Source organism: Heyndrickxia vini, assembly GCF_016772275.1.
Taxonomy (GTDB): domain Bacteria; phylum Bacillota; class Bacilli; order Bacillales; family Bacillaceae_C; genus Heyndrickxia; species Heyndrickxia vini.
Genome location: NZ_CP065425.1, coordinates 2,561,542 through 2,584,587, shown reverse-complemented (window position 1 = coordinate 2,584,587; position 23,046 = coordinate 2,561,542). Strand labels below are relative to the sequence as shown.

Sequence of the window (23,046 nt, the reverse complement as noted above, 5' to 3'; positions counted from 1 at the left end):
TGAAAATTATGAAAATTGCAATCGATGCAATGGGGGGAGACAATGCCCCTAAAGAAATCGTATTGGGTGTAAATAAAGCGATAAAAGAATTTAAAGATATTGAAATTATACTTTTTGGAAAAGAATCGGAAATTCAACAGTATTTAGAACCTAATTCTCGTGTGGAAATTGTTCATACTGATGAAAAGATTGAAGGAACGGATGAACCAGTAAGGGCAGTTCGCAGAAAAAAGAATGCATCGATGGTTTTAATGGCACAGGCGGTTGCAGATGGGAAAGCAGATGCTTGTATATCAGCTGGAAATACAGGTGCCTTAATGGCGGCCGGCCTATTTATAGTAGGAAGAATTGATGGAATTGAACGCCCTGCACTCGCACCAACTTTACCAACAGTGGATGGCAAAGGTTTTGTTATGTTAGATCTTGGTGCAAATGCTGAAGCTAAACCGGAACACCTTCTTCAATATGCAATTATGGGTTCAATATATGCACAAAAGGTACGTGGGATTGAAAGACCAAGAGTTGGGTTGTTAAATATTGGAACAGAAGAGAAAAAGGGAAATGAGTTAACAAAGAAAGCTTTTGAATTACTTAAAGATTCTGGACTTCATTTTGTTGGTAATATTGAGTCGAGAGAACTGCTGCAAGGCCCTGCGGATGTGGTTGTTACCGATGGATTTACCGGAAATATGGTATTAAAAACGATAGAAGGAACGGCAGGATCTTTATTTTCATTATTAAAAAAAGCGTTTATGACAAATTTCAAAAGCAAAATAGCTGCCGGATTAGTTAAAAATGAATTGAAGGATCTTAAAAATATGATGGATTATACCGAATATGGCGGAGCGGGATTGTTTGGCCTTAAATCACCGGTTATTAAGGCACATGGTTCATCCAATGCAAATGCACTTTATAATGCAGTTAGACAAGCAAATGATATGGCCAGTCATCAAGTAACGAGAATTATAAAAGAAACAATCAAAAAAGAAAATGAAACGATTAAGGAGTAGATGATTATGGGGAAAATAGCATTTGTCTTTCCAGGCCAAGGTTCTCAAACGATTGGTATGGGGAAATCAGTTGTAGAAAAAAGCGATCAAGCGAAGTCTATTTTTGAAAGTGCAGATCAACGATTAGGCTATTCATTATCTGACATAATTTTTAATGGACCGGATGAAAAATTAACTTTAACTACTAACGCACAACCAGCATTATTAACGACTAGTATAGCAATTTTAACATGTTTAGAGGAAGCGGGCATTCGTCCAGATTACACAGCAGGACATAGTTTAGGGGAATATACAGCACTTGTTGCAGCTGGAGCGATAGAATTTGAAGATGCAGTATTTGCGGTACATAAACGTGGAGAATATATGGAGGAAGCTGTACCGAATGGGGAAGGTACAATGGCGGCAGTCTTGGGTATGGATCGCAACGATTTGCAAAAAGTGACCGATGAAGTGACAGCAAATGGTGATTCTGTACAATTAGCTAATTTAAATTGCCCTGGTCAAATTGTCATTTCCGGAACTGTAAAAGGGGTCGAGAAAGCAAGTGTTTCAGCGAAAGAAAACGGAGCTAAAAGAGTATTACCTTTACAAGTCAGCGGTCCATTTCATTCCGAATTAATGAAACCTGCAGCACAAAAATTTGTTGAGGTTCTTAATGAAGTAAAGGTGAAAGATTCAAATATTCCGGTTATTGCCAACGTGACTGCTGCACCAATAAGCAACGCATCTGATATTAAAGAAAAACTAATTGAACAATTGTATTCTCCTGTTTTATGGGAAGATTCCGTGCTTACGATGCTTGAGCTTGGTGTAGATACGTTTATTGAAATCGGCCCAGGTAAAGTTTTATCCGGTTTAATTAAAAAAATTAATCGGAATGTAAAAACCTATTCAGTCCAAGATTTTGAAAGTTGTCAATCAGTCGTCGAAGAATTAAAGTTATAATCGGTAACTAGGTCCGCAAAATGAATGGAGGAGAAACGATGTTACTTGAAGGGAAAGTAGCCTTAGTCACAGGAGCATCCCGTGGAATCGGCCGTGAAATTGCATTAGAACTAGCAAGAGAAGGAGCTAATGTAATAGTGAATTATGCAGGCAGTGAAGCACGAGCAAATGAAGTGGTTGAGGAAATTAAAGGCTTAGGTAGAGAAGCAAAGGCGATACAGTGCAATGTTGGGAATAATGATGAAGTACAAGGAATGATAAAAGAAACAATTGACCTATTTGGGAAAATTGATATTCTTGTAAATAACGCCGGCATTACTCGTGACAATTTGTTAATGAGAATGAAGGAAGATGAGTGGGATGATGTTATTAACACAAACTTAAAAGGTGTATTCCTTTGTACAAAAGGTGTTACTCGTCAAATGATGAAACAGCGTTCTGGAAAAATTATAAATATATCTTCAATTGTTGGAGTAAGTGGAAACCCTGGACAAGCTAACTATGTTGCAGCTAAATCAGGTGTCATTGGACTCACTAAAACGACAGCAAAAGAATTGGCATCTCGAGGAATAAATGTAAATGCAGTAGCACCTGGGTTTATTACTACAGAAATGACTGATAAACTTCCAGAGGATGTTCAAAGTGAAATGCTGAAGCAAATTCCGTTAGCACGCTTTGGAGAACCACAAAATGTCGCAAACGTCGTTATCTTTCTTGCATCTTCTGCTTCAGATTATATGACAGGTCAAACCCTTCATGTAGATGGCGGAATGGTAATGTAAAGTTTCGCTTTATTATTTCGATAATATCCTCTATAATGTCTTGAGGGGAGGTGAACCGAATGGCAGAAGTATTAGAACGTGTAACGAAAATTATCGTGGATCGTCTAGGTGTTGAGGAATCTAAAGTTACTTTAGAAGCTTCTTTTAAAGATGATCTAGGTGCAGATTCCCTTGACGTTGTTGAATTAGTAATGGAATTAGAGGATGAATTTGACATGGAAATTTCCGACGATGATGCTGAAAAAATTGCTACAGTGGGTGACGCTGTTAATTACATACAAGCTAAAGCATAATCGTTCGTTCCGATTTACTAAAACGAGGTTGACCCAAAGGTGTGCTACACTTTTTCGGAGGGTCAACCTCTTTTTCTATGATATTAAAAAAAATATTAAATGAGGACTTTGCACTTCGGCTGTTTTTCTAATAAAATTTATATGAAGTATTAAATAAAGAAAGATAAACAAGGTGGATGACCTATGCGTAAAATAAATCGTGATAAAGAAAAACAAACAACTATGAGGATAGATGAGAAATTCAAACGATTTCAAGAGAGAATTGGTATCCAATTCAATCAATTAAACTTATTGAAGCAAGCATTTACACATTCATCATATGTGAATGAGCATCGCAAGAAATTACATGCGGATAATGAACGACTTGAATTTTTAGGGGATGCCGTACTTGAATTGACTGTTTCACAATTCCTTTATAATAAGTATCCAACTATGAGTGAAGGAAAGTTAACTAAATTAAGAGCTGCCATTGTATGTGAGCCTTCACTAGTAACCTTTGCCAATGAATTACAATTTGGAGAGCTTATATTATTAGGAAAGGGTGAGGAACTGACTGGTGGACGGACACGCCCAGCACTACTTGCAGATGTATTTGAGGCGTTTATTGGTGCTCTTTTTTTAGATCAAGGTCTGGAAAAGGTCATTTCAATTTTAGAAAAAGTTGTTTACCCTAAAATTAATGCTGGTGCTTTTTCTCATGTGATGGATTTTAAAAGTCAACTACAGGAATTCATTCAAAAGGATGCTGCTGGTGTACTTGAATATGTGGTTCTTCAAGAAAGAGGTCCGGCACATAATAGAGAATTCGTCTCACGCGTTCTTTTGAATAAGGAAGAATTAGGAATTGGAACCGGAAGGTCTAAAAAAGAGGCTGAACAACATGCAGCACAAGTTGCTTTAAGCAAACTAAAATCACCGCTCGAGGAAAAATAATATGTTGTACTTCTCCTAAGAGAAAAAACAGCAAGGAAGAAAAGGATATAGGAGGAGAGTTTCTTGTTTCTTAAACGCTTAGATGTTGTCGGATTTAAATCATTTGCGGAAAGAATCACGATCGATTTTGTTTCTGGAGTAACTGCAGTTGTAGGCCCAAATGGAAGCGGAAAAAGTAATATCATTGATGCTGTCAGATGGGTCCTCGGAGAGCAATCAGCAAAGTCGCTTCGAGGCGGAAAAATGGAAGACGTTATTTTCGCTGGTAGTGATTCCAGAAAACAATTAAACTTCGCAGAAGTGACTTTAACATTAGATAATGAAGACCATCAATTACCTATTGATTATAATGAAGTTAGTGTAACAAGAAGGGTATATCGTTCAGGTGATAGTGAATTTTCCATTAATAAACAATCTTGCCGTTTGAAGGATATTATCGACTTATTTATGGATTCCGGGCTTGGCAGGGAAGCTTTCTCAATTATTAGCCAAGGGAAAGTTGAAGAAATATTAAACAGTAAAGCGGAAGAAAGAAGAACGATTTTTGAAGAAGCCGCGGGAGTACTTAAATATAAAACCCGAAAAAAGAAAGCTGAATCGAAGTTAAATGAAACGGGTGAAAACCTAAATCGGGTAAACGATATTCTTCATGAATTGGAAAATCAAGTGGAACCTTTAAAAATCCAAGCATCCCTTGCTAAAGAATATTTAGATAAAAAAGCCGAGCTTGAAAATTTCGAGGTCGCTCTAACGGTTCATGAAATCGAAGAGCTAAGTCAAAAATGGGAAACATTGAAGCAAGAGCTAGGAAATCATCAGGATAAGGAATTGGGTCTGTCATCTAAAATCCAAAAAGAAGAAGCTATTCTTGAAAAAATGCGCGATACTCTTGCCGCGTTGGATGAATCAATAAATGATTTGCAAAATGTGTTGCTTTCAGCGACAGAAGAGCTTGAAAAACTTGAAGGGCGTAAGGAAGTTTTAAAAGAAAGAAAAAAGAATGCAAGCAATAATAAAGAGCAATTCGAAAAAAATATTGAAGAGCTTTCGGCAAAGCTTATTAGACTTGAAGAACAAAAAACAACATTGATAGCAGAATATGATAAACACACAATATCCGCTGCTTCACTAAAAAAGAAATTAAAAGAAAAAACCGAACAAATGAATCAATTTAATATCAATATTGATGAAATGATTGAATCATTAAAAAGCGATTATATTGAACTTTTAAATGAAAAGGCAACTAATAAAAATGAGTTGGCCTTACTTGAGCAGCAATTAGGACAGCAAGAAGCCAAAAAAGTAAAGCTTGATGGTGATAATAAAAAATATCTAGAACAAAGACAGATGATTTTAGAAGAGAAGCAGAAAACAAAAAACGAACTAGAAATAGCCGATGTTCAAATTGAGAAACAAGTACATGCATTCCGTGAACATCAAAAAAAACTAGAATCATTGAAAAAGCAATATCAAAAACAAGAAACGACACTTTATCAAGCTTTTCAATATTTACAAAAAGCTAAGTCCCGAAAAGAAACCCTTGAGGAAATGGAAGAGGATTACACAGGTTTCTTCCATGGAGTTCGGGAAGTTTTGAAAGCTAGAAATACTAAGCTTTCGGGGATTGAAGGTGCAGTTGCAGAGCTTATTCATGTTCCAAAGCAATATGAGCTTTCCATCGAAACAGCATTAGGCGGAGCCATGCAAAATGTCGTTGTTGCGACAGAAGCCGATGGGAGAAAAGCGATTGAGTATTTAAAAACCAATCGATATGGACGTGCTACCTTTTTACCGTTAAATATTATTAAAGGAAAAGGGTTGTCATCAAGTCAATTGGAATTGATAGGTAAGCATGAAGCGTTTATTGGTATTGCAGCTAATATTGTAAAAATCAATCAAAAATATCAAACAATCATTTCAAATCTTTTAGGAAATGTAATCATTACAAAAGATCTTCAAGGGGCAAATGAAATTGCCAAGCTTTTGCAGTATCGCTATAGATTAGTGACATTGGATGGAGACGTTGTTAATCCTGGTGGCTCAATGACGGGGGGAACTGTTAAACAATCTTCTACATCGTTAATTAGCCGAAAAGGAGAGCTTGAAGATCTTAAAGAAAAAACGAAATTGATGGAAGAAAAAACAAATCAGCTTGAACAGCAAGTAAAAACGCTTAAACAAGATGTAAATAGCAATGAAAAGGCACTTGAAGAAATGAGAAGTGCTGGAGAAATCCTTCGCTTAAAGCAACAAGAATTGAAATCTGAAATGAGGCAAATTGAGTTAGCCGAAAAAAATCTAAATGAAAAACTCCAAATTTACGATATGGAGCGAAACGAATCGAATACTACTGTTCAAAATGTAGATCGCCGCATAAATGAACTGACTACAACTTTAACGGAAATAACCAACAATATTGAACAACTTGATAAAGAAATTGAGAATTTAACAAAGAAAAAAAATACACAAAACATATCTAAGGATGAATTACTTTCTGAAATCAGTGATTTAAAAGCGGAACTAGCAGTGAAAAATGAACAGCTTGTAACTAGTCGTGAAAAACTTACAACTATAAAAGAGGAATGCGAAGAAGTAAGTACGAAAAAAACAAGTTATGAAGAAGAGCTTAACTGGTTAGTTGGCCAAATGTCGAATAATCATTCTGGGGAAACAGAATTGTCAGTGGCGGCAGAGAAAAAGCTAACCGATAAGATTGAAACGACTAAGCTAATTTCAATTCGAAGAGAAGAACGGATGCAATTACAATCAAAACTTGAGGATGCTGAATTAGCAATTAAGGAACTAAAGAGGCAACATAAAGGTTTAGTAGAAGTAGTTAAAGATGAAGAAGTGAAAATTAATCGAATAGATGTTGATTTAGAAAACCGGCTTAACCGCTTAAATGAAGAATATATGTTAACCTTCGAGGCGGCTAAAGAAAAATATCCACTGCAAATTCCAATTGAAGAAGCTCGAAAACGCGTGAAACTAATCAAATTGGCAATTGAAGAATTAGGAACTGTTAATATCGGTGCAATTGATGAATATGAACGCGTATCCGAACGATATCAGTTTTTAATGGAACAGCAATCAGATTTAGTTTCGGCAAAGGAGACATTACTTCAAATTATTGATGAAATGGATGAAGAAATGAAAAAACGTTTTGAACAAACATTTCAAGCTGTAAAGTTCCATTTTGAACCCATTTTCAAAGCTTTATTTGGTGGTGGCCGTGCTGAATTAAAATTAACAGACCCAACTGATTTATTGAATACGGGAGTAGATATTGTTGCACAGCCGCCCGGAAAGAAATTACAAAACTTGGGGTTGTTATCCGGAGGAGAACGCGCATTAACCGCCATTGCGTTATTGTTTGCAATTTTAAAAGTTCGTCCGGTTCCTTTTTGTATATTAGATGAAGTGGAAGCTGCACTAGATGAAGCGAACGTATATCGTTTTAGCAAGTATTTAAAAAGATTTAGCGAAGAAACGCAATTCATCGTAATCACTCATCGAAAAGGGACGATGGAAGAAGCCGATGTCCTTTACGGTGTCACGATGCAAGAATCTGGTGTGTCTAAACTTGTATCCGTTAGACTTGAATCATCTAAGGAACTAGTTGAAACATAAGACGAATAAGAATAAACAAGGAAGTGATTGAAAAATGAGTTTTTTTAAAAAGCTAAAAGATAAATTTACAAAATCAACTGATTCTGTAACGGAAAAATTTAAACAAGGTTTATCAAAAACAAGAGATAATTTTGCTTCTAAAGTGAATGACCTTGTAGCAAGGTATCGGAAAGTAGATGAGGACTTCTTTGAAGAGCTTGAAGAAATTCTTATTGGAGCAGATGTAGGCTTCAATACAGTTATGGAGCTTGTTGAAGAATTAAAAATGGAAGTGAAGAAAAAGAATATTCAAGATCCTGCAGAAGTTCAATCTGTTATATCTGAAAAGCTTGTTGAAATCTATCAAGGGGATACGGAAACACCAAATACTATCAATATTCAATCAGAAGGTTTAACTGTTATTTTATTCGTTGGTGTAAATGGTGTGGGGAAAACAACGACAATTGGCAAACTTGCTCATAAATATAAAACTGATGGAAAGAAAGTTATCTTGGCCGCTGGGGACACATTTAGGGCAGGTGCTATCGATCAATTAGAAGTGTGGGGCCAACGTGTTGGTGTAGACGTAATCAAACAAGGTGAAGGCTCTGATCCTGCTGCTGTTATGTATGATGCTATTCAGGCAGCAAAGGCTCGTAAAGCTGATATTCTTCTTTGTGATACGGCGGGCCGTTTGCAAAACAAAGTTAATTTGATGAATGAATTAGAAAAGGTAAAAAGGGTCATTGAAAGAGAAATTCCAAATGCACCCCATGAAGTACTTCTTGTGCTTGATGCAACAACAGGACAAAATGCGATGGTACAAGCAAAGACGTTTAAAGAGGTAACAGATGTATCCGGTATTGTATTGACTAAACTAGATGGAACTGCAAAAGGTGGAATTGTTTTAGCTATTCGCAATGAACTAGAAATCCCAGTTAAGTTTGTTGGTTTAGGTGAAAAAATGGATGATTTACAAGAATTTGATCCGGAAAAATATGTTTATGGACTTTTTTCAACAATCATTGAGCAAAACGAGGAATAAAGGACATTTACTTGACAAATCAATAAATACTGTGTAATCTTCATATGTAAAGGTTTTTCACTTAACAAGGGAGTGTGAAGAATGCTAGAGAAAACAACGAGAATGAATTACCTATATGATTTTTATCAATCGTTGTTAACTCCAAAGCAACGTAGCTATATGTCCCTATATTATTTAGATGATTTCTCGCTTGGTGAAATTGCTGAAGAATATGAAGTGAGCAGGCAGGCAGTGTTTGATAATATCAAGCGTACAGAAGCCATGCTTGAGGAATACGAAAAGAAATTATTATTATTCCAAAAGTTTCAGGATAGAAAAGTAATTCTTGAAAATATGAAAAAAGCATTGGAAACTACTTCAGTGGACGAAATAGCAAAACTCATTGAAGCGCTTGAAATATTAGAATAGGAGGCGGTATGAATGGCATTTGAAGGACTATCCGACCGACTTCAGAACACAATACAGAAAATACGCGGCAAAGGAAAAGTATCTGAAAGCGACGTAAAGGAAATGATGCGTGAAGTTCGCCTTGCTTTATTAGAAGCTGACGTTAACTTCAAAGTAGTAAAGGATTTTGTTAAAAAGGTAAGCGAACGCTCCGTTGGACAGGAAGTTATGAAAAGTTTAACACCTGGACAACAGGTCATTAAGGTAGTTAAAGAAGAATTAACGAATTTAATGGGTGGGGAACAAAGTCAAATCGCAGTATCGAAGCGCCCTCCAACTGTTATTATGATGGTTGGTTTGCAAGGTGCCGGTAAAACGACGACGACTGGAAAACTTGCAAATCTTTTGCGAAAAAAATACAATCGTAATCCTTTGTTAGTTGCTGCTGATATTTATCGTCCGGCTGCGATTAAACAACTTGAGACGCTAGGAAAACAGCTTAATATGCCTGTGTTTTCTTTAGGAGATCAAGTCAGCCCAGTTGAAATTGCCAAACAGGCCCTTGAAAAGGCAAAAGAAGACCATAATGATTATGTATTAATTGATACAGCAGGTCGGTTGCATATTGATGGGGAATTAATGAATGAGCTTAAAGAAATTAAAGAGCTATCTAATCCCGATGAGATCTTCCTCGTTGTTGATGCAATGACTGGACAAGATGCTGTTAATGTTGCTGATAGCTTTAATGAGCAACTGGGCATTACCGGTGTCGTATTAACGAAGCTCGATGGGGATACTCGTGGTGGTGCAGCCCTTTCCATTCGTGCTGTCACAGAAAAGCCGATTAAATTTGTCGGTATGGGTGAGAAATTAGATGCATTGGAAGCATTCCATCCTGAACGTATGGCATCCCGTATTTTGGGTATGGGGGATATGCTTTCTTTAATTGAAAAAGCTCAGGCAAATGTTGACGAGGAAAAAGCAAAAGAACTTGAACAGAAATTGAGGACGATGAATTTTACATTTGATGATTTTCTCGATCAATTAGGTCAAGTTCGAAAAATGGGTCCACTCGACGAACTATTAAAAATGATGCCTGGTGCGAATAAAATTAAAGGCATGGGCAATCTTCAGATTGATGAAAAACAGATTAGTCATGTTGAAGCGATTATTCAATCAATGACGAAAAAGGAAAAAGTCAATCCGGAGATTATTAACGCTGGCAGAAAAAAGAGAATTGCCAAAGGGAGCGGAACTTCGGTCCAAGAAGTAAACCGTCTTTTAAAGCAATTTGAAGAAATGAAAAAAATGATGAAACAAATGACAGGAATGCAACAAAAAGGAAAACGCAAAGGCTTTAAATTTCCATTTATGTAGTTTGTCCTTTCTCATCATTTTTGATATAATACTTAGTGTTAAGAAAAAACACTTTACAAACTAAACACATATTTGATAATATACTATCTTGTGTAAAACTATTCGGAGGTGCTATTTAAAATGGCAGTAAAAATTCGTTTAAAACGTATGGGAGCAAAAAAATCTCCTTTCTATCGTATTGTTGTAGCTGATTCTCGTTCACCACGTGATGGACGCTTTATTGAAACAGTAGGAACTTACAATCCTGTTTCACAACCAGCTGAAGTTAAAATTGATGAAGAACTAGCAATGAAATGGTTACAAAATGGTGCAAAACCATCTGACACAGTTCGCAATCTATTTTCTAAACAAGGCATCATGGAAAAATTCCACAACGCAAAATATAGCAAATAATCGTGAACTCAATGCAAGAGTTGATTGAAACGATTGTAAAGCCTCTTGTAGATTCTCCTGAAGATGTTCAAGTTTTTGTAACTGATGAAGATAATCACATCACTTATAAACTATCAGTTAATAAACAGGACATTGGAAAGGTAATTGGAAAAAAGGGGCGAGTTGCAAAAGCCATTCGAACTGTTGTCTATGCTGCGGCAGGATCCAAACATCATAAGAAAATTTATTTGGAAATTATCGAATGAAATCAAAGGATAATTTCCTTTGATTTATCAAGCAGAATAAGAATTCTCACACTGAATTTATTACACTGCATGAGAAAAGGGAGGGTTCAATTCCTCCCTTTTTCTATATACAAAATTCGTATACATACCTCTTTTTAACTCCTTATCAAAATAAAGCATCACATATGCCAAAGTAAAATAGTTAGTAAAAGAACAAATAAGGAGGGGGAAAATGCAGTTACTTCAGACGGTAACAATAAAGCAAGTCCTCACAGAAAAAAGTAAAAAAGAATTGCAGCAATCGTATATTCAAAAAAAAATCACGATGCAAAAAGAATGTGATCAATTACGCTTTGAATTAAAAAAATTGGAACGTACAAAAAAGTTCTCTCCAACTAGTTTAAAAACGCATTTTGAAAAAGAAATTAATAGCAGAAAAGAAAAAATAAAATTAGTTGATTTTCAAATCGAGCAACTAACTCTATTGCCTCTTGGAAGTGAAATTAAAGAACAGGATGTACAAGCCATTGTAGATGTAAAAGTTGGCGATGATTGGGAGAAACTAGTGAAAGAACAAATGATTATTATCAAAGATGGAATCATCATAGAAATACGTTAGAGGTGAGTGCATGACTAATTGGTTTAATGTAGGAAAAATTGTAAATACACATGGACTTAATGGAGAGGTACGTGTTATATCCAAAACCGATTTTCCTGAAGAACGATATCAAAAAGGAAATCTTCTTTATTTATTTCTAAATGAACAAGAACCCATTCAATTAACGATTAAAAATCATCGTACACATAAAAACTTTGATCTATTACAATTTGATGGGTACGAAAATATTAATTTGGTTGAAAAATGGAAGAATGGATTATTAAAGATTTCTGAAGAACAATTAACTAACCTCGATGAAGGGGAATATTACTTTCATGAAATCATTGGGTGTAAAGTTATTACGCTAGACGGAGAAGAAGTAGGAATTGTAAAAGAAATATTGACACCTGGAGCAAATGATGTATGGATTGTAAAAGGTACAGATAAAAAAGAATACTTAATCCCGTATATTGATGAAATAATAAAAAATGTAGATATCGAAGAAAAAGTTATAACGATTGATCCAATGGAAGGGCTATTAACATGAAAATAGACGTCCTTACTCTTTTTCCTGAAATGTTCTCTGGGGTTTTCGGTTCCTCTATATTAAAAAAAGCAGCAGAAAAAAATGCTGTACAATACAATGTCGTTAATTTTCGTGAGTTTGCAGACAACAAGCACCAATCGGTTGATGATTATCCTTATGGCGGCGGAGCAGGTATGGTATTAAAGCCTCAACCCATATTCGATGCGGTTGATTCTCTAACGCAAAATAACGAAAATAGTAAACCACCAAGAGTGATTCTTTTATGTCCTCAAGGTAAAGTTTTAACTCAGAAAGTATCAGAGGAATTAGCAAAGGAACAGCATCTTATATTTGTTTGTGGACATTATGAAGGATATGATGAACGAATTCGTGAGCATGTCGTAACTGATGAAATCTCTATTGGTGATTATGTGTTAACAGGTGGAGAGCTTGGAGCGATGGTTATTATCGATAGTGTTGTTCGACTATTGCCCGGAGTGTTAGGAAATGAGGATTCTCCCATACTAGATTCTTTTTCTTCAGGCCTGTTAGAGCATCCTCATTATACACGTCCTGCCGATTTTAGAGGGATGAGTGTTCCAGATGTACTATTATCAGGAAATCATAAGCATATTGATGAATGGAGAGAGAAACAATCCTTAAAGCGAACATATGAAAGACGACCTGATTTGTTAGATAATTATCCATTAACAGAGAAACACAAAAAATGGATTGAAGAGTGGAAACAGACTAAGAAAGATTAAAGATATAATAAATAGGTGATTGCAATACAGTAATTGATATGATAAGATATTCCTTGTGATTTATTTTAATAAATCGCATGAAAACGATGTTCCGCTGCATGTTAAGATTTGTATGAGCATCTGTTGGAAGGAGTTGAATTCGATGCACAAAATTATTGATGAAATTACAAAAGATCAACTTCGCTCTGATCTTCCAGCGTTCCGTCCTGGTGATACTGTACGTGTACACGTTAAAGTTATCGAGGGTACTCGCGAACGTATCCAGCTATTTGAAGGTGTTGTAATTAAACGCCGTGGTGGTGGAATCAGCGAAACTTTCACAGTTCGTAAAATTTCTTATGGTGTTGGTGTTGAACGTACATTCCCTGTTCACACTCCTAAGATTGCGAAGCTTGAAGTAGTGCGTCGCGGTAAAGTTCGCCGTGCGAAACTTTACTACCTACGTAATTTACGTGGTAAAGCCGCTCGTATTAAAGAAATTCGATAATAAGAAAAGTGTAAGTGTCTTTAATAGACAACTTGTGCTGGACAAGAAGAAAAGGAGCTTGATATCAAGCTCCTTTTCGACTTTAATGAATAATTTTTTTATCCGGATTATGGATAAAGTAAATTGGATATAAAATAATGATAGGCATAAAAAAATTTACATTTATCATTGATTAGCTGATATATTAATATATATAGCTTGGCAATTTTACATAGGCGGTGGAAACATGTCAAAACAAAAGAACGAATTATGGGAATGGACAAAAGCACTACTAATTGCGGTGGCACTTGCGGTTATTATTCGCTATTTTTTATTTGCGCCAATTGTTGTAGATGGTTCTTCCATGATGCCTACACTTCAAAATGGAGATCGGATGATCGTTAATAAACTAGGAAATCCAGATCGGTTTGATATTGTTGTTTTCCATGCACCTGAAAAGAAAGACTACATAAAAAGAGTAATAGGTCTGCCAGGGGATAAGATAGAATATAAAAATGATACCCTTTATATAAATGGAAAAGCATATAAGGAACCATACTTAGATAAATATAAGAAAGACTTACCCGAAGGTCCTCTTACTGAAGATTTCACTTTGAAAGATACCCCAGTCGGCCAAGAAACGGTTCCAGAAGGGGAAATTTTCGTCATGGGTGATAATCGCAGATTTAGTAAAGACAGTCGGCATATTGGTGCGGTTCCATTGAAGAAAGTAATTGGTGATACGAAATTAATTTATTGGCCAATTTCAGATATTCGCCTTGTAAAATAAGAAATGTGGAGTTGAAAGCATGACAATACAATGGTTCCCAGGGCATATGGCAAAAGCTCGCAGGGAAGTTACGGAGAAATTAAAACTGGTGGATATCGTATTTGAGTTGGTGGATGCGAGAATTCCTGTTTCCTCTGCAAACCCAATGCTTGATGAGATTATCCAGCAAAAACCGAGATTAACTTTATTAAATAAAGCTGATTTAGCAGATCGCGATACGACGAAAAGATGGTTGCAATATTATGCAGAGCTAGACAGAAAAGCTTTATCAATAAATTCACAAGCAGGCAGTGGTTTACATGAGATTGTAAATGCAGCTAAGGAAATATTGAAGCCTAAATTTGATCGTATGAAAGCAAAAGGGATGAAACCTAGAGCTATTCGCGCAATGATTATCGGGATACCAAATGTTGGGAAATCAACATTGATTAATAGGCTTGCTAAGAAGAATATTGCTAAGACAGGAAATATGCCAGGTATTACAAAATCACAGCAATGGATTAAAGTCGGGAAAGAATTGGAATTACTTGATACCCCAGGGATCTTATGGCCAAAATTTGAAGATCAAGAAGTAGGGTATAAATTAGCTTTAACGGGGGCTATTAAAGATACAATTTTAAACCTTCAGGATATTTCAATTTACGCATTACGTTTTCTTGAGGAAAATTATCCTAATCGACTCAAGGAAAGATATAGTTTTTCCGAAATACCTTCTGAGGTTCTCGATTTATTTAATCATATCGGTGAATTACGTGGATGTTTAATGGCAAAAGGGGAAGTCGATTATGATAAAACAGCAGAAACAATTGTTCGAGATATCCGTTCGGATAAATTAGGAGCCTTGTCATTCGATATACCCGGTGAACAAAATGCAATTATATCCCCCTAAATGTGGGGATTTTTTATTCTATAAATTAAGATGAGGGACAGACCATGAAAACGAAGACAATTAAAGATATTTCTGAAATGCTGAAAACAGTGGTAAGTAAGGAAGATCCGCTCTTTAAAATACTAGAAATGGATGAACGTAAAGGTGTTCAAAATCTCCTAAATCAATGGAATAAGCAGCAGGAAGTAAAGGAAATGAATCGTAAAAAATTTGATCAGATGATGAAATATGAAACGAAAATCAAGCAACAAGGCTTTAAGTACATAGCTGGTATTGATGAAGTGGGCAGAGGGCCTCTTGCAGGCCCGGTCATTGCGGCAGCGGTTATTTTGCCTGAGCACTTTTACTTAGAAGGATTAAATGATTCAAAGCAATTATCTGAAAAAAAACGCGATGAATTTTATACGATCATCATGAAAGAAGCTGTAGCAGTAGGAACGGGAATTATTACGGCGCAAGAAATAGACAAGGTTAATATTTATGAAGCAACGAAAAAAGCGATGATAGCAGCAATTAGTGACCTTCAAACAATGCCTGATTATTGTTTAATAGACGCAATGAAATTAACGATACCGATCCCACAGACAGCTATCATTAAAGGTGATGCATCAAGTGTATCGATTGCAGCTGCTTCCGTTGTCGCGAAAGTAACGAGAGACCGTTTAATGAAGCGATATGCCGATGAGTATCCAAATTACTTGTTTGATAAAAATATGGGCTACGGTACAAATGAACATATCCAAGCAATTCAAAAATACGGCCCATGTTCAATCCATCGAAAAACCTTTGCACCGATAAAAAACTATATATAAAAATTTCAACTATGAGAGACTACTCTCATAGTTTTTTATTGTATTCTTTGTTAAATTTTAGTGTTTGAAATCAACAAGCTAGTAACTGAACCTGAATGTTTATGGATGATTTTGACTGAAAGTGGTTGATTTTGAACGAAAGTGGATGTAAACTATAAAGAGGAAAGAAGTTGTATGCGTTATCAATTGGAGCTGAGGTGAAAAAACCCATGTTAACAGCAGAAAGACATCGAATGATTGTTGAGCTTTTAAAGAAAAAAGATATTGTAAGTATCCAAGAGCTTGTTGATGAAACAAAGACCTCAGAATCAACCATCAGACGGGATTTAGTACAGTTAGAAGAAAAAAAGGCATTGAAAAGGGTACATGGCGGTGCATCTCGAATTCAAAAGAAATTAGATGAACCCAATATACTTGAAAAGTCAGCTAAAAATCTTTCGGCAAAAAAAGCAATTGCAAAATACTCCGCCAGTTTAATTGAAAATGGTGATTGTATTTATTTAGACGCCGGTACATCAACTCTCCAATTAATTCAATACTTGGATAGTGCATTGGAGATTGTCGTTGTAACTAATGGTGTAACCAATATAGAGCCGCTTTTAAGTAAAGGCATTAGAACATATGTGGTCGGCGGATTTCTAAAGGCGAGTACAAATGCCATGATTGGGAAGGATGCACTTGCTAGTATTCAATCTTACCGTTTCGATAAATGTTTTTTAGGAGTGAACGGTATTCACCCGTCACTAGGCTTTACCACACCAGATCCAGAGGAAGCCGCTATGAAGAAAAAAGCTTTAGAACTTTCAAAAGAAAGCTATGTTCTTGCAGATCGTTCAAAGATTGGTGAAATCGCCTTTTCAGAAATTGCTGATATTTCTAAAGCCTCTATTATTACAAATGATATAGATGAAGAAACACAAGATTTATATAAAGAAAAAACAATCATTAAGGTAGTGACATCATGATATACACAATAACATTAAATCCTTCATTGGATTATACCGTTAAAGTAAATGATTTTCAGTTAGGAGCATTAAATCGTACAGACGAAGATTATAAAGTTCCTGGTGGGAAAGGCATTAACGTTTCCCGAGTATTAAAGAGACTTGGAGTAGATTCGAAGGCACTTGGTTTTGTTGGCGGTTTCACTGGCAAGTATATTGAAGACTATTTAAAAGACGAACAAATCCAAGTTGATTTTGTGAAAGTAGCTGGAGATTCTCGAATTAATATTAAGTTGAAAGCAGATGAAGAAACTGAAATTAATGGATCAGGTCCCAATATTGGACCTGCCGAATTTGAAAAATTCATAGAAAAACTCGACGCGGCTCATTCGGAAGATATTATCGTTTTTTCAGGAAGTATTCCAAGCACACTCCCTACATCAATATATAAAGACTTAATCGAAAAGGGGAAACAGAAAGGGACACTTTTTGTTGCGGATGTTTCTGGAGAAGCCCTTAAAAATGTAATAGAAGCTAAACCCTTTTTAATTAAGCCTAATCATCATGAACTTGGAGAACTTTTTGATAAAGAAATTACTACCATTCAAGATGCTTATTTTTATGGAAAAAAATTAGTGGACAATGGAATTGAAAATGTCATTGTTTCAATGGCTGATAAAGGTGCATTATTAATTACTAAAACACACGCCTATCATGCAAATGTACCAAAAGGGACACTGATAAACTCTGTTGGTGCTGGAGATTCTTTAGTTGGCGGATTTTTAGCTGCTTTTGTAACAGGTGCGCAAGTTGAACAAGCATTTCGAAATGGAGTTGCTTCAGGAAGTGCAACCGCGTTTTCTATGGGTCTTTGCACAAAGGAAATGGTTTCAAATCTAGTAAACCAAGTAAAGGTTACAACTCTTTAAAAGGAGATAAACAACATGAAAATTACTGAACTGCTTACATTAGAAACCATTAAATTGGGGATTGAATCAACATCAAAAAAAGAAGTCGTAAATGAACTGGTAAATGTCCTTTATCATGCTGGAAAATTAAATGATAAGGATAAATATGAAAAAGCTGTTTTAGCGCGAGAAGAGCAAAGTACGACTGGTATTGGGGACGGGATTGCCATCCCACATGCAAAAACAGATGCGGTAAAGTCACCAGCCATCGCATTTGGTAGATCGACAGCAGGTGTGGATTATGAATCGTTTGATGGACAACCAAGTCATTTGTTCTTTATGATAGCTGCTAGTGAAGGGGCTAATAATACACATTTAGAGGCGCTATCAAAACTTTCTTCGTTATTAATGAAAGATGCGGTTAGAAATAAATTAATGGGTGCATCTTCTCCTGAAGAGATAATAGCTGTATTTAATGAATTTGATGTAGAGGAAGAAACAGTAGAAACATCGATTGAAAAAAATATGGTACTTGCTGTTACAGCCTGTCCAACTGGTATTGCTCACACATATATGGCTGCCGATTCGTTAAAAGAGAAGGCAAAAGAATTAGGGATTCCATTTAAGGTTGAAACAAATGGTTCTGGTGGGGCAAAAAATGTATTAACACAGGAAGAAATTAATCAAGCTTCCGCAATCATTATCGCTGCGGATAAGCAAGTAGAAATGGAACGTTTTAAAGGCAAGTATATTATTGAAGTTCCAGTTGCTGATGGAATTCGTAAACCGAAAGAGCTACTAGAGAGAGCAGTTAAACAAGATGGGACTATTTATAACGGTTCTGGTGAAAAGAAAAAGGATAATAGTGACCATAAGGGAAGAAGCGGCTTTTATAAACATCTCATGAATGGTGTATCAAATATGTTGCCCTTTGTTGTTGGTGGAGGAATTTTAATTGCGATCTCCTTTATGTTTGGGATTCACTCGGCTGATCCGAAGGATGAGACATATAATCGATTTGCGGAAGCGCTTAATACAATTGGTGGCGGTAATGCATTTGGTTTAATGATTCCCGTCTTAGCTGGTTTTATTGCGATGAGTATTGCTGATCGTCCAGGTTTGGCACCAGGTATGGTTGGCGGGTTTATGGCTGCCCAAGGTGGAGCTGGATTTTTGGGTGGACTCATTGCAGGTTTTCTAGCAGGTTATGTTGTTGTATTACTGAAAAAAATATTCTCGAAATTACCAGATGCCCTTGAAGGAATTAAGCCAGTATTACTTTATCCGCTATTTGGAATATTTATTACAGGTATCATCATGTTCTTTGTTATTAATAAACCTTGCAGTCTGTTTAATGAATACTTAACCGATTTATTAAATAATTTAGGTACAGGAAATTTAGTATTACTTGGGATTATTCTTGGTGGGATGATGTCTGTTGATATGGGAGGGCCAATTAATAAGGCTGCCTTTACGTTTGGAATTGCAATGATTGACGCAGGAAATTATGCACCACATGCTGCTGTTATGGCAGGTGGAATGGTGCCACCGCTTGGTATGGCAATTGCTACAACTCTATTTCGTAATAAATTTACAAAAAGAGAGCGTGAAGCGGGGATTACTTGCTATATTATGGGTGCATCATTCATTACGGAAGGTGCCATCCCATTTGCAGCATCTGACCCGGCACGTGTGATTCCTTCAGCTGTAGTAGGATCTGCAATTGCGGGGGGATTAGCGATGTTATTTGGAATTGGACTTCGCGCACCGCACGGAGGAATATTTGTTATTCCTTTAGTTGATGGGAATCCTCTCTTGTATGTCCTAGCCATTTTAATTGGTTCAGTAGTTACAGCATTATTAGTAGGCATACTTAAGAAAAGAGTAAGTGAATAAGAGAAAATAGGCTGACAAATGTCAGCCTATTTTCTTTTATAATGATTGACGATAGATTTCTAAAACATCTTCACGATTTAGCTTTTTGAAATTACCAAATTCACCATTAGCCATTGCTTTATCGGCCATAACATCTAATTTATTTTCATCGATATTATAATCACCTAATCGAGATGGTGCTCCAATGCTATTCCAGAATTCCCTCAGTTTTTCAATACCTTCTAAACCAGCTTCTTCGTCGGTTTTACCATCAGGATTCACGCCAAATACCCGAACAGCAAGCTGTTTAAAACGGGCAGGCTTAACTTTTAAGTTATGTTTCATCCAATTTGGAAACAGGATGGCTAATCCGCCACCATGGGGTATATCGTATACAGCTGAAACGGCATGTTCAATATTATGTGAAGCCCAATCCCCGCGATAGCCCATTGAAAGCATTCCGTTTAATGCCATCGTGCCTGTATATAAAATTGTTGATCTGTATTCATAATTTTCTAGGTCATTAATTAATTTAGGAGCAGTTTCCATGACAGTCAGTAATAGAGATTCACACATCCGATCTTGCATAAGTGTGTTTTCGGTTAGATGAAAATAATGTTCGAACACATGTGACATCATATCGACCATGCCGTAAACTGTTTGATCCTTTGGAACAGTCATTGTGTTTACTGGATCAAGAATTGAAAATTTAGGATATGTAACCGAACTACCCCAGCCATACTTTTCATTCGTTTCCCAATTGGTAATAACCGAACCTGCATTCATTTCGGAGCCGGTAGCTGCAATTGTTAATACTGTACCAAAAGGAAGGGCATCTTTTGCAAAAGATTTCTTCGTTACGAGATCCCATGCATCCCCATCATACTTTGCACCTGCAGCAATTGCTTTTGTACAGTCAATGACACTTCCACCACCAACAGCGAGGAGGAAATCAATTTGCTCTTTTTTACATAAATCTACGCCTTTCCTTACCGTTGAGATTCGCGGATTCGGCTCAACTCCAGATAATTCGAATACCTGTGAGCCGATTTCTTCTAAATTTCTTACCACTTGGTCATACAAACCATTTTTCTTAATACTGCCTCCACCATAAACAAGCAGCACCTTTTTTCCGTATTGTGGAACTTCTACTTTCAATTGTTCAAGTTGTCCCTTACCAAATATTAATTTAGTTGGGTTCCAATATGTAAAATTATCCATTTGCAATCACTCCTTACCTACATTATGAAATAGAGAAATAAGAAATGCAAAAATGCAGCATTATTAATATACTACATTCATTTCATTTTAGGCGGCTTTTTTAGTTTATTGTTAATAAGATTAAAACTATTTTAGAAGTACTGAGCAGCCTGAATACACGTAGACTCCTGCGGGAAAAGTGAGCAATGTGAGATCCCCGTGCTGAGGTACGAGCGAGGAGGCTCACTACTCACCCGCGGAAAGCGAAGTGTATTCAGGCTGCGGTTTAATTAACAACATTCTAAAGCTAATTCTTTTGGAAATTAGACGAGTCTTTAAGAATAAAAATATAGATAATGAGTTCCCAGAGAGGATGATAAGGATGAGGCAGAATGTAGTAAGACAAAGGGATAAAATAATAGAGCGTTTGCTTTCTGATCAATCTCATGATGGTTCTTGGGAATACCCTTTTGAAACAGGGGTATTAACAGATTGCTATATGATTATATTATTAAGAACTTTAGAGGAAAATGATGAAAGTTTAATTCAAAGCCTAGTTAATCGTATTATAAAGGAACAGTACAATGATGGGACTTGGAAGTTATTTGTTGATGAAGGAAAAGGAAATTTATCCTTAACCATTACAGCTTACTATGCATTGCTGTTATCAGGTTATGTAGATAAGAATTCTTCTAATCTTATAAAAGCAAAAGAATTTATTATTATAAATGGTGGACTACAAAAAGCAAATATGTTCACACTTGCTTTATTATCGTTAACTGGTCAAATTGAGTGGGATTCGCCTTTTCCGATTCCAGTAGAAGCAGTCCTCCTTCCTGAAAAGTTTCCAATTAATTTTTTTGATATATCTGTTTTTGGCAGAGCAAATTTAGCTCCTTTACTCATTATTGCAGACTATAAATTAGTTGTGAAACCGGTAAATTCCCCAATTCTAGCTGATCTCAAGATAAGGAAAACAAACGATAAAAACAAGTTTACCGATGAAACGAGATCGATTTTTGATTTCATAGAACAGGGAATTGAACAAATTGTGGAATTAAAGGAAGATGTTCATGAAAAAGCATTGGAATATTTGGAGCAATATTTAAATGACCATATCGAGCCGGATGGCACACTTTATAGCTATTTCAGTGGAACTTTCTATATGATTTTCGCATTCATTGCCCGGGGAAAGAATAAAAATGATTCAAAAATTATTAAAGCCATCGATGGTCTGAAATCTATGATTTGCACGATTAATGGGGATAAGCATTGTCAGTATACGACAGCCAATGTTTGGAATACTGCATTAATTTCGTCGGCTCTCCAATTTGCCGGAATTCCCCATACAGAGGTAAACATTCGTCAAGCTAATAATTATTTATTAGAAAAACAACATGTAAAACTAGGGGATTGGGCGTTGCATAATCCAAATATATTCCCTGGTGGTTGGGGATTTTCAAATGTTAACACAATAAATCCAGATATAGATGATACAATTGCAGCTTTGCGTGCGTTGCATCAACTAGTAATTGAAGAGCCATATTATTATAACGTGTGGGACCGTGGAATTCACTGGGTATTATCCATGCAAAATGATGATGGTGGATGGGCAGCTTTCGAAAAAAACGTTGATAATCCATTACTGAATTTATTGCCTTATGGAGAAGGTTTGTTGTTGGATGCATCATCCGTAGATTTAACGGGCAGAACCTTAGAGTTTCTGGGTAATTACACAAGTATTAATAAAGATGATGTACAGATTAAAAAAGCAATTAAATGGCTCATACATCACCAAGAAGATGATGGCAGTTGGAATTGCCGTTGGGGAATTTATTATATATATGGTACTTGGACAGCGATCCAAGGATTAATGGCAGTTGGGATGAGATCCAACCATCCATCAATCATTCGTGCCAAAAAATGGATTGAGGGCATCCAAAATGTCGATGGGGGTTGGGGTGAGTCATGCAATAGTGATAAAATAAAAAGATATATCCCGTTAGGTGTAAGCACACTAACACATACGGCATGGGCACTTGAATCTTTAATAACTATAGCGGACGAAGTTACTCCATCGATACAAAAAGGAATTAACTTTTTAATCAATCATGCCGATATTAAAGATTGGAGGGTTTCCTATCCAAAAGGTCAAGGAATGGGTGGGGAATTTTATATTCATTATCATAGCTACGAATATATTTGGCCACTGTTCACTCTTGTAAAATATTTAAAAAAATATAAAGAGTAGTTTACGATAGTATTATAATTACTCT

23 protein-coding genes are annotated in these 23,046 nt (G+C 36.1%); 22 read left to right on the top strand and 1 reads right to left on the bottom strand.

The features are described 5' to 3' along the window. Nucleotides 1–8: 8 nt before the first annotated feature. From plsX to I5776_RS12810, 21 genes are all read left to right on the top strand, one after another. Complete coding sequence (gene plsX / locus I5776_RS12910) at nt 9–1,010, top strand: phosphate acyltransferase PlsX (RefSeq protein WP_202776809.1); 1,002 nt, start codon at nt 9–11, stop codon at nt 1,008–1,010. 6 nt (nt 1,011–1,016) lie between these two features. After that, complete coding sequence (gene fabD / locus I5776_RS12905) at nt 1,017–1,955, top strand: ACP S-malonyltransferase (RefSeq protein ID WP_202776808.1); 939 nt, start codon at nt 1,017–1,019, stop codon at nt 1,953–1,955. A 38-nt stretch (nt 1,956–1,993) separates the two neighbouring features. Then, nucleotides 1,994–2,737: a 3-oxoacyl-[acyl-carrier-protein] reductase gene (gene fabG, locus I5776_RS12900; protein ID WP_202776807.1), complete on the top strand. Its 744-nt coding sequence runs from the start codon at nt 1,994–1,996 to the stop codon at nt 2,735–2,737. A gap of 59 nt (nt 2,738–2,796) precedes the next feature. Next, nucleotides 2,797–3,030 carry an acyl carrier protein gene (locus tag I5776_RS12895; RefSeq protein ID WP_202776806.1) on the top strand — a complete coding sequence of 78 codons (234 nt, stop codon included), beginning with the start codon at nt 2,797–2,799 and terminating at the stop codon, nt 3,028–3,030. 183 nt (nt 3,031–3,213) lie between these two features. Continuing rightward, complete coding sequence (gene rnc, locus I5776_RS12890; RefSeq protein WP_202776805.1) at nt 3,214–3,963, top strand: ribonuclease III; 750 nt, start codon at nt 3,214–3,216, stop codon at nt 3,961–3,963. 63 nt (nt 3,964–4,026) lie between these two features. Next, nucleotides 4,027–7,593 carry a chromosome segregation protein SMC gene (gene smc / locus I5776_RS12885; protein ID WP_202776804.1) on the top strand — a complete coding sequence of 1,189 codons (3,567 nt, stop codon included), beginning with the start codon at nt 4,027–4,029 and terminating at the stop codon, nt 7,591–7,593. A gap of 34 nt (nt 7,594–7,627) precedes the next feature. Beyond that, complete coding sequence (gene ftsY / locus I5776_RS12880; protein WP_202776803.1) at nt 7,628–8,617, top strand: signal recognition particle-docking protein FtsY; 990 nt, start codon at nt 7,628–7,630, stop codon at nt 8,615–8,617. An 81-nt stretch (nt 8,618–8,698) separates the two neighbouring features. Further along, nucleotides 8,699–9,025 carry a putative DNA-binding protein gene (locus I5776_RS12875; RefSeq protein WP_202776802.1) on the top strand — a complete coding sequence of 109 codons (327 nt, stop codon included), beginning with the start codon at nt 8,699–8,701 and terminating at the stop codon, nt 9,023–9,025. 12 nt (nt 9,026–9,037) lie between these two features. After that, nucleotides 9,038–10,381 (top strand): signal recognition particle protein, encoded by a 1,344-nt coding sequence (ffh, locus tag I5776_RS12870; protein WP_066230253.1) that lies wholly within the window; start codon nt 9,038–9,040, stop codon nt 10,379–10,381. A gap of 120 nt (nt 10,382–10,501) precedes the next feature. Further along, nucleotides 10,502–10,774: a 30S ribosomal protein S16 gene (gene rpsP, locus I5776_RS12865; protein WP_066230256.1), complete on the top strand. Its 273-nt coding sequence runs from the start codon at nt 10,502–10,504 to the stop codon at nt 10,772–10,774. Nucleotides 10,775–10,785: 11 nt separating this feature from the next. After that, nucleotides 10,786–11,019 (top strand): KH domain-containing protein, encoded by a 234-nt coding sequence (locus I5776_RS12860; protein WP_202780792.1) that lies wholly within the window; start codon nt 10,786–10,788, stop codon nt 11,017–11,019. Nucleotides 11,020–11,230: 211 nt separating this feature from the next. After that, nucleotides 11,231–11,617 (top strand): YlqD family protein, encoded by a 387-nt coding sequence (locus I5776_RS12855; RefSeq protein WP_202776801.1) that lies wholly within the window; start codon nt 11,231–11,233, stop codon nt 11,615–11,617. Between the two features lie 10 nt (nt 11,618–11,627). Further along, nucleotides 11,628–12,143 (top strand): ribosome maturation factor RimM, encoded by a 516-nt coding sequence (rimM, locus tag I5776_RS12850; RefSeq protein WP_202776800.1) that lies wholly within the window; start codon nt 11,628–11,630, stop codon nt 12,141–12,143. Continuing rightward, nucleotides 12,140–12,886, top strand: a complete 747-nt coding sequence (trmD, locus tag I5776_RS12845; protein ID WP_202776799.1) for a tRNA (guanosine(37)-N1)-methyltransferase TrmD — start codon at nt 12,140–12,142, stop codon at nt 12,884–12,886. Before rimM ends, trmD begins: the two co-directional genes overlap by 4 nt. Before the next feature lie 142 nt (nt 12,887–13,028). Beyond that, nucleotides 13,029–13,373, top strand: a complete 345-nt coding sequence (gene rplS, locus I5776_RS12840; RefSeq protein WP_066230267.1) for a 50S ribosomal protein L19 — start codon at nt 13,029–13,031, stop codon at nt 13,371–13,373. 226 nt (nt 13,374–13,599) lie between these two features. Then, on the top strand, nt 13,600–14,142 hold the full coding sequence (gene lepB, locus I5776_RS12835; protein WP_202776798.1) for a signal peptidase I: 543 nt from the start codon (nt 13,600–13,602) through the stop codon (nt 14,140–14,142). A gap of 19 nt (nt 14,143–14,161) precedes the next feature. Beyond that, nucleotides 14,162–15,031 carry a ribosome biogenesis GTPase YlqF gene (ylqF, locus tag I5776_RS12830; RefSeq protein ID WP_202776797.1) on the top strand — a complete coding sequence of 290 codons (870 nt, stop codon included), beginning with the start codon at nt 14,162–14,164 and terminating at the stop codon, nt 15,029–15,031. 44 nt (nt 15,032–15,075) lie between these two features. Continuing rightward, nucleotides 15,076–15,843, top strand: coding sequence for a ribonuclease HII (locus I5776_RS12825; RefSeq protein ID WP_202776796.1), 768 nt, complete (start codon nt 15,076–15,078; stop codon nt 15,841–15,843). Nucleotides 15,844–16,052: 209 nt separating this feature from the next. Continuing rightward, nucleotides 16,053–16,808, top strand: coding sequence for a DeoR/GlpR family DNA-binding transcription regulator (locus I5776_RS12820; RefSeq protein WP_202776795.1), 756 nt, complete (start codon nt 16,053–16,055; stop codon nt 16,806–16,808). Beyond that, nucleotides 16,805–17,716 carry a 1-phosphofructokinase gene (gene pfkB, locus I5776_RS12815; protein ID WP_202776794.1) on the top strand — a complete coding sequence of 304 codons (912 nt, stop codon included), beginning with the start codon at nt 16,805–16,807 and terminating at the stop codon, nt 17,714–17,716. The genes I5776_RS12820 and pfkB overlap by 4 nt, the downstream gene beginning before the upstream one ends. A gap of 15 nt (nt 17,717–17,731) precedes the next feature. Continuing rightward, nucleotides 17,732–19,591, top strand: a complete 1,860-nt coding sequence (locus I5776_RS12810) for a PTS fructose transporter subunit IIABC (protein ID WP_202776793.1) — start codon at nt 17,732–17,734, stop codon at nt 19,589–19,591. A gap of 36 nt (nt 19,592–19,627) precedes the next feature. Here I5776_RS12810 and I5776_RS12805 read toward each other — a convergent pair whose 3' ends face one another. After that, nucleotides 19,628–20,791 carry an iron-containing alcohol dehydrogenase gene (locus tag I5776_RS12805; RefSeq protein WP_202776792.1) on the bottom strand — a complete coding sequence of 388 codons (1,164 nt, stop codon included), beginning with the start codon at nt 20,789–20,791 and terminating at the stop codon, nt 19,628–19,630. Nucleotides 20,792–21,152: 361 nt separating this feature from the next. Here I5776_RS12805 and I5776_RS12800 point away from each other — a divergent pair, with 361 nt between their 5' ends. Beyond that, nucleotides 21,153–23,021: a terpene cyclase/mutase family protein gene (locus tag I5776_RS12800; protein WP_246483783.1), complete on the top strand. Its 1,869-nt coding sequence runs from the start codon at nt 21,153–21,155 to the stop codon at nt 23,019–23,021. Nucleotides 23,022–23,046 lie beyond the last annotated feature (25 nt).

Coding starts and splice junctions, on each gene's coding strand:
- rpsP (WP_066230256.1), top strand. CDS start 10,502: ATGGCAGTAAAAATTCGTTTAAAACGTATGGGAGCAAAAAAATCTCCT.
- ffh (WP_066230253.1), top strand. CDS start 9,038: ATGGCATTTGAAGGACTATCCGACCGACTTCAGAACACAATACAGAAA.
- rnc (WP_202776805.1), top strand. CDS start 3,214: ATGCGTAAAATAAATCGTGATAAAGAAAAACAAACAACTATGAGGATA.
- pfkB (WP_202776794.1), top strand. CDS start 16,805: ATGATATACACAATAACATTAAATCCTTCATTGGATTATACCGTTAAA.
- rplS (WP_066230267.1), top strand. CDS start 13,029: ATGCACAAAATTATTGATGAAATTACAAAAGATCAACTTCGCTCTGAT.
- I5776_RS12855 (WP_202776801.1), top strand. CDS start 11,231: ATGCAGTTACTTCAGACGGTAACAATAAAGCAAGTCCTCACAGAAAAA.
- fabG (WP_202776807.1), top strand. CDS start 1,994: ATGTTACTTGAAGGGAAAGTAGCCTTAGTCACAGGAGCATCCCGTGGA.
- fabD (WP_202776808.1), top strand. CDS start 1,017: ATGGGGAAAATAGCATTTGTCTTTCCAGGCCAAGGTTCTCAAACGATT.
- trmD (WP_202776799.1), top strand. CDS start 12,140: ATGAAAATAGACGTCCTTACTCTTTTTCCTGAAATGTTCTCTGGGGTT.
- I5776_RS12800 (WP_246483783.1), top strand. CDS start 21,153: ATGAGGCAGAATGTAGTAAGACAAAGGGATAAAATAATAGAGCGTTTG.
- rimM (WP_202776800.1), top strand. CDS start 11,628: ATGACTAATTGGTTTAATGTAGGAAAAATTGTAAATACACATGGACTT.
- lepB (WP_202776798.1), top strand. CDS start 13,600: ATGTCAAAACAAAAGAACGAATTATGGGAATGGACAAAAGCACTACTA.
- I5776_RS12875 (WP_202776802.1), top strand. CDS start 8,699: ATGCTAGAGAAAACAACGAGAATGAATTACCTATATGATTTTTATCAA.
- plsX (WP_202776809.1), top strand. CDS start 9: ATGAAAATTGCAATCGATGCAATGGGGGGAGACAATGCCCCTAAAGAA.
- I5776_RS12825 (WP_202776796.1), top strand. CDS start 15,076: ATGAAAACGAAGACAATTAAAGATATTTCTGAAATGCTGAAAACAGTG.
- ftsY (WP_202776803.1), top strand. CDS start 7,628: ATGAGTTTTTTTAAAAAGCTAAAAGATAAATTTACAAAATCAACTGAT.
- I5776_RS12860 (WP_202780792.1), top strand. CDS start 10,786: ATGCAAGAGTTGATTGAAACGATTGTAAAGCCTCTTGTAGATTCTCCT.
- ylqF (WP_202776797.1), top strand. CDS start 14,162: ATGACAATACAATGGTTCCCAGGGCATATGGCAAAAGCTCGCAGGGAA.
- I5776_RS12820 (WP_202776795.1), top strand. CDS start 16,053: ATGTTAACAGCAGAAAGACATCGAATGATTGTTGAGCTTTTAAAGAAA.
- I5776_RS12895 (WP_202776806.1), top strand. CDS start 2,797: ATGGCAGAAGTATTAGAACGTGTAACGAAAATTATCGTGGATCGTCTA.
- I5776_RS12805 (WP_202776792.1), bottom strand. CDS start 20,791: ATGGATAATTTTACATATTGGAACCCAACTAAATTAATATTTGGTAAG.
- I5776_RS12810 (WP_202776793.1), top strand. CDS start 17,732: ATGAAAATTACTGAACTGCTTACATTAGAAACCATTAAATTGGGGATT.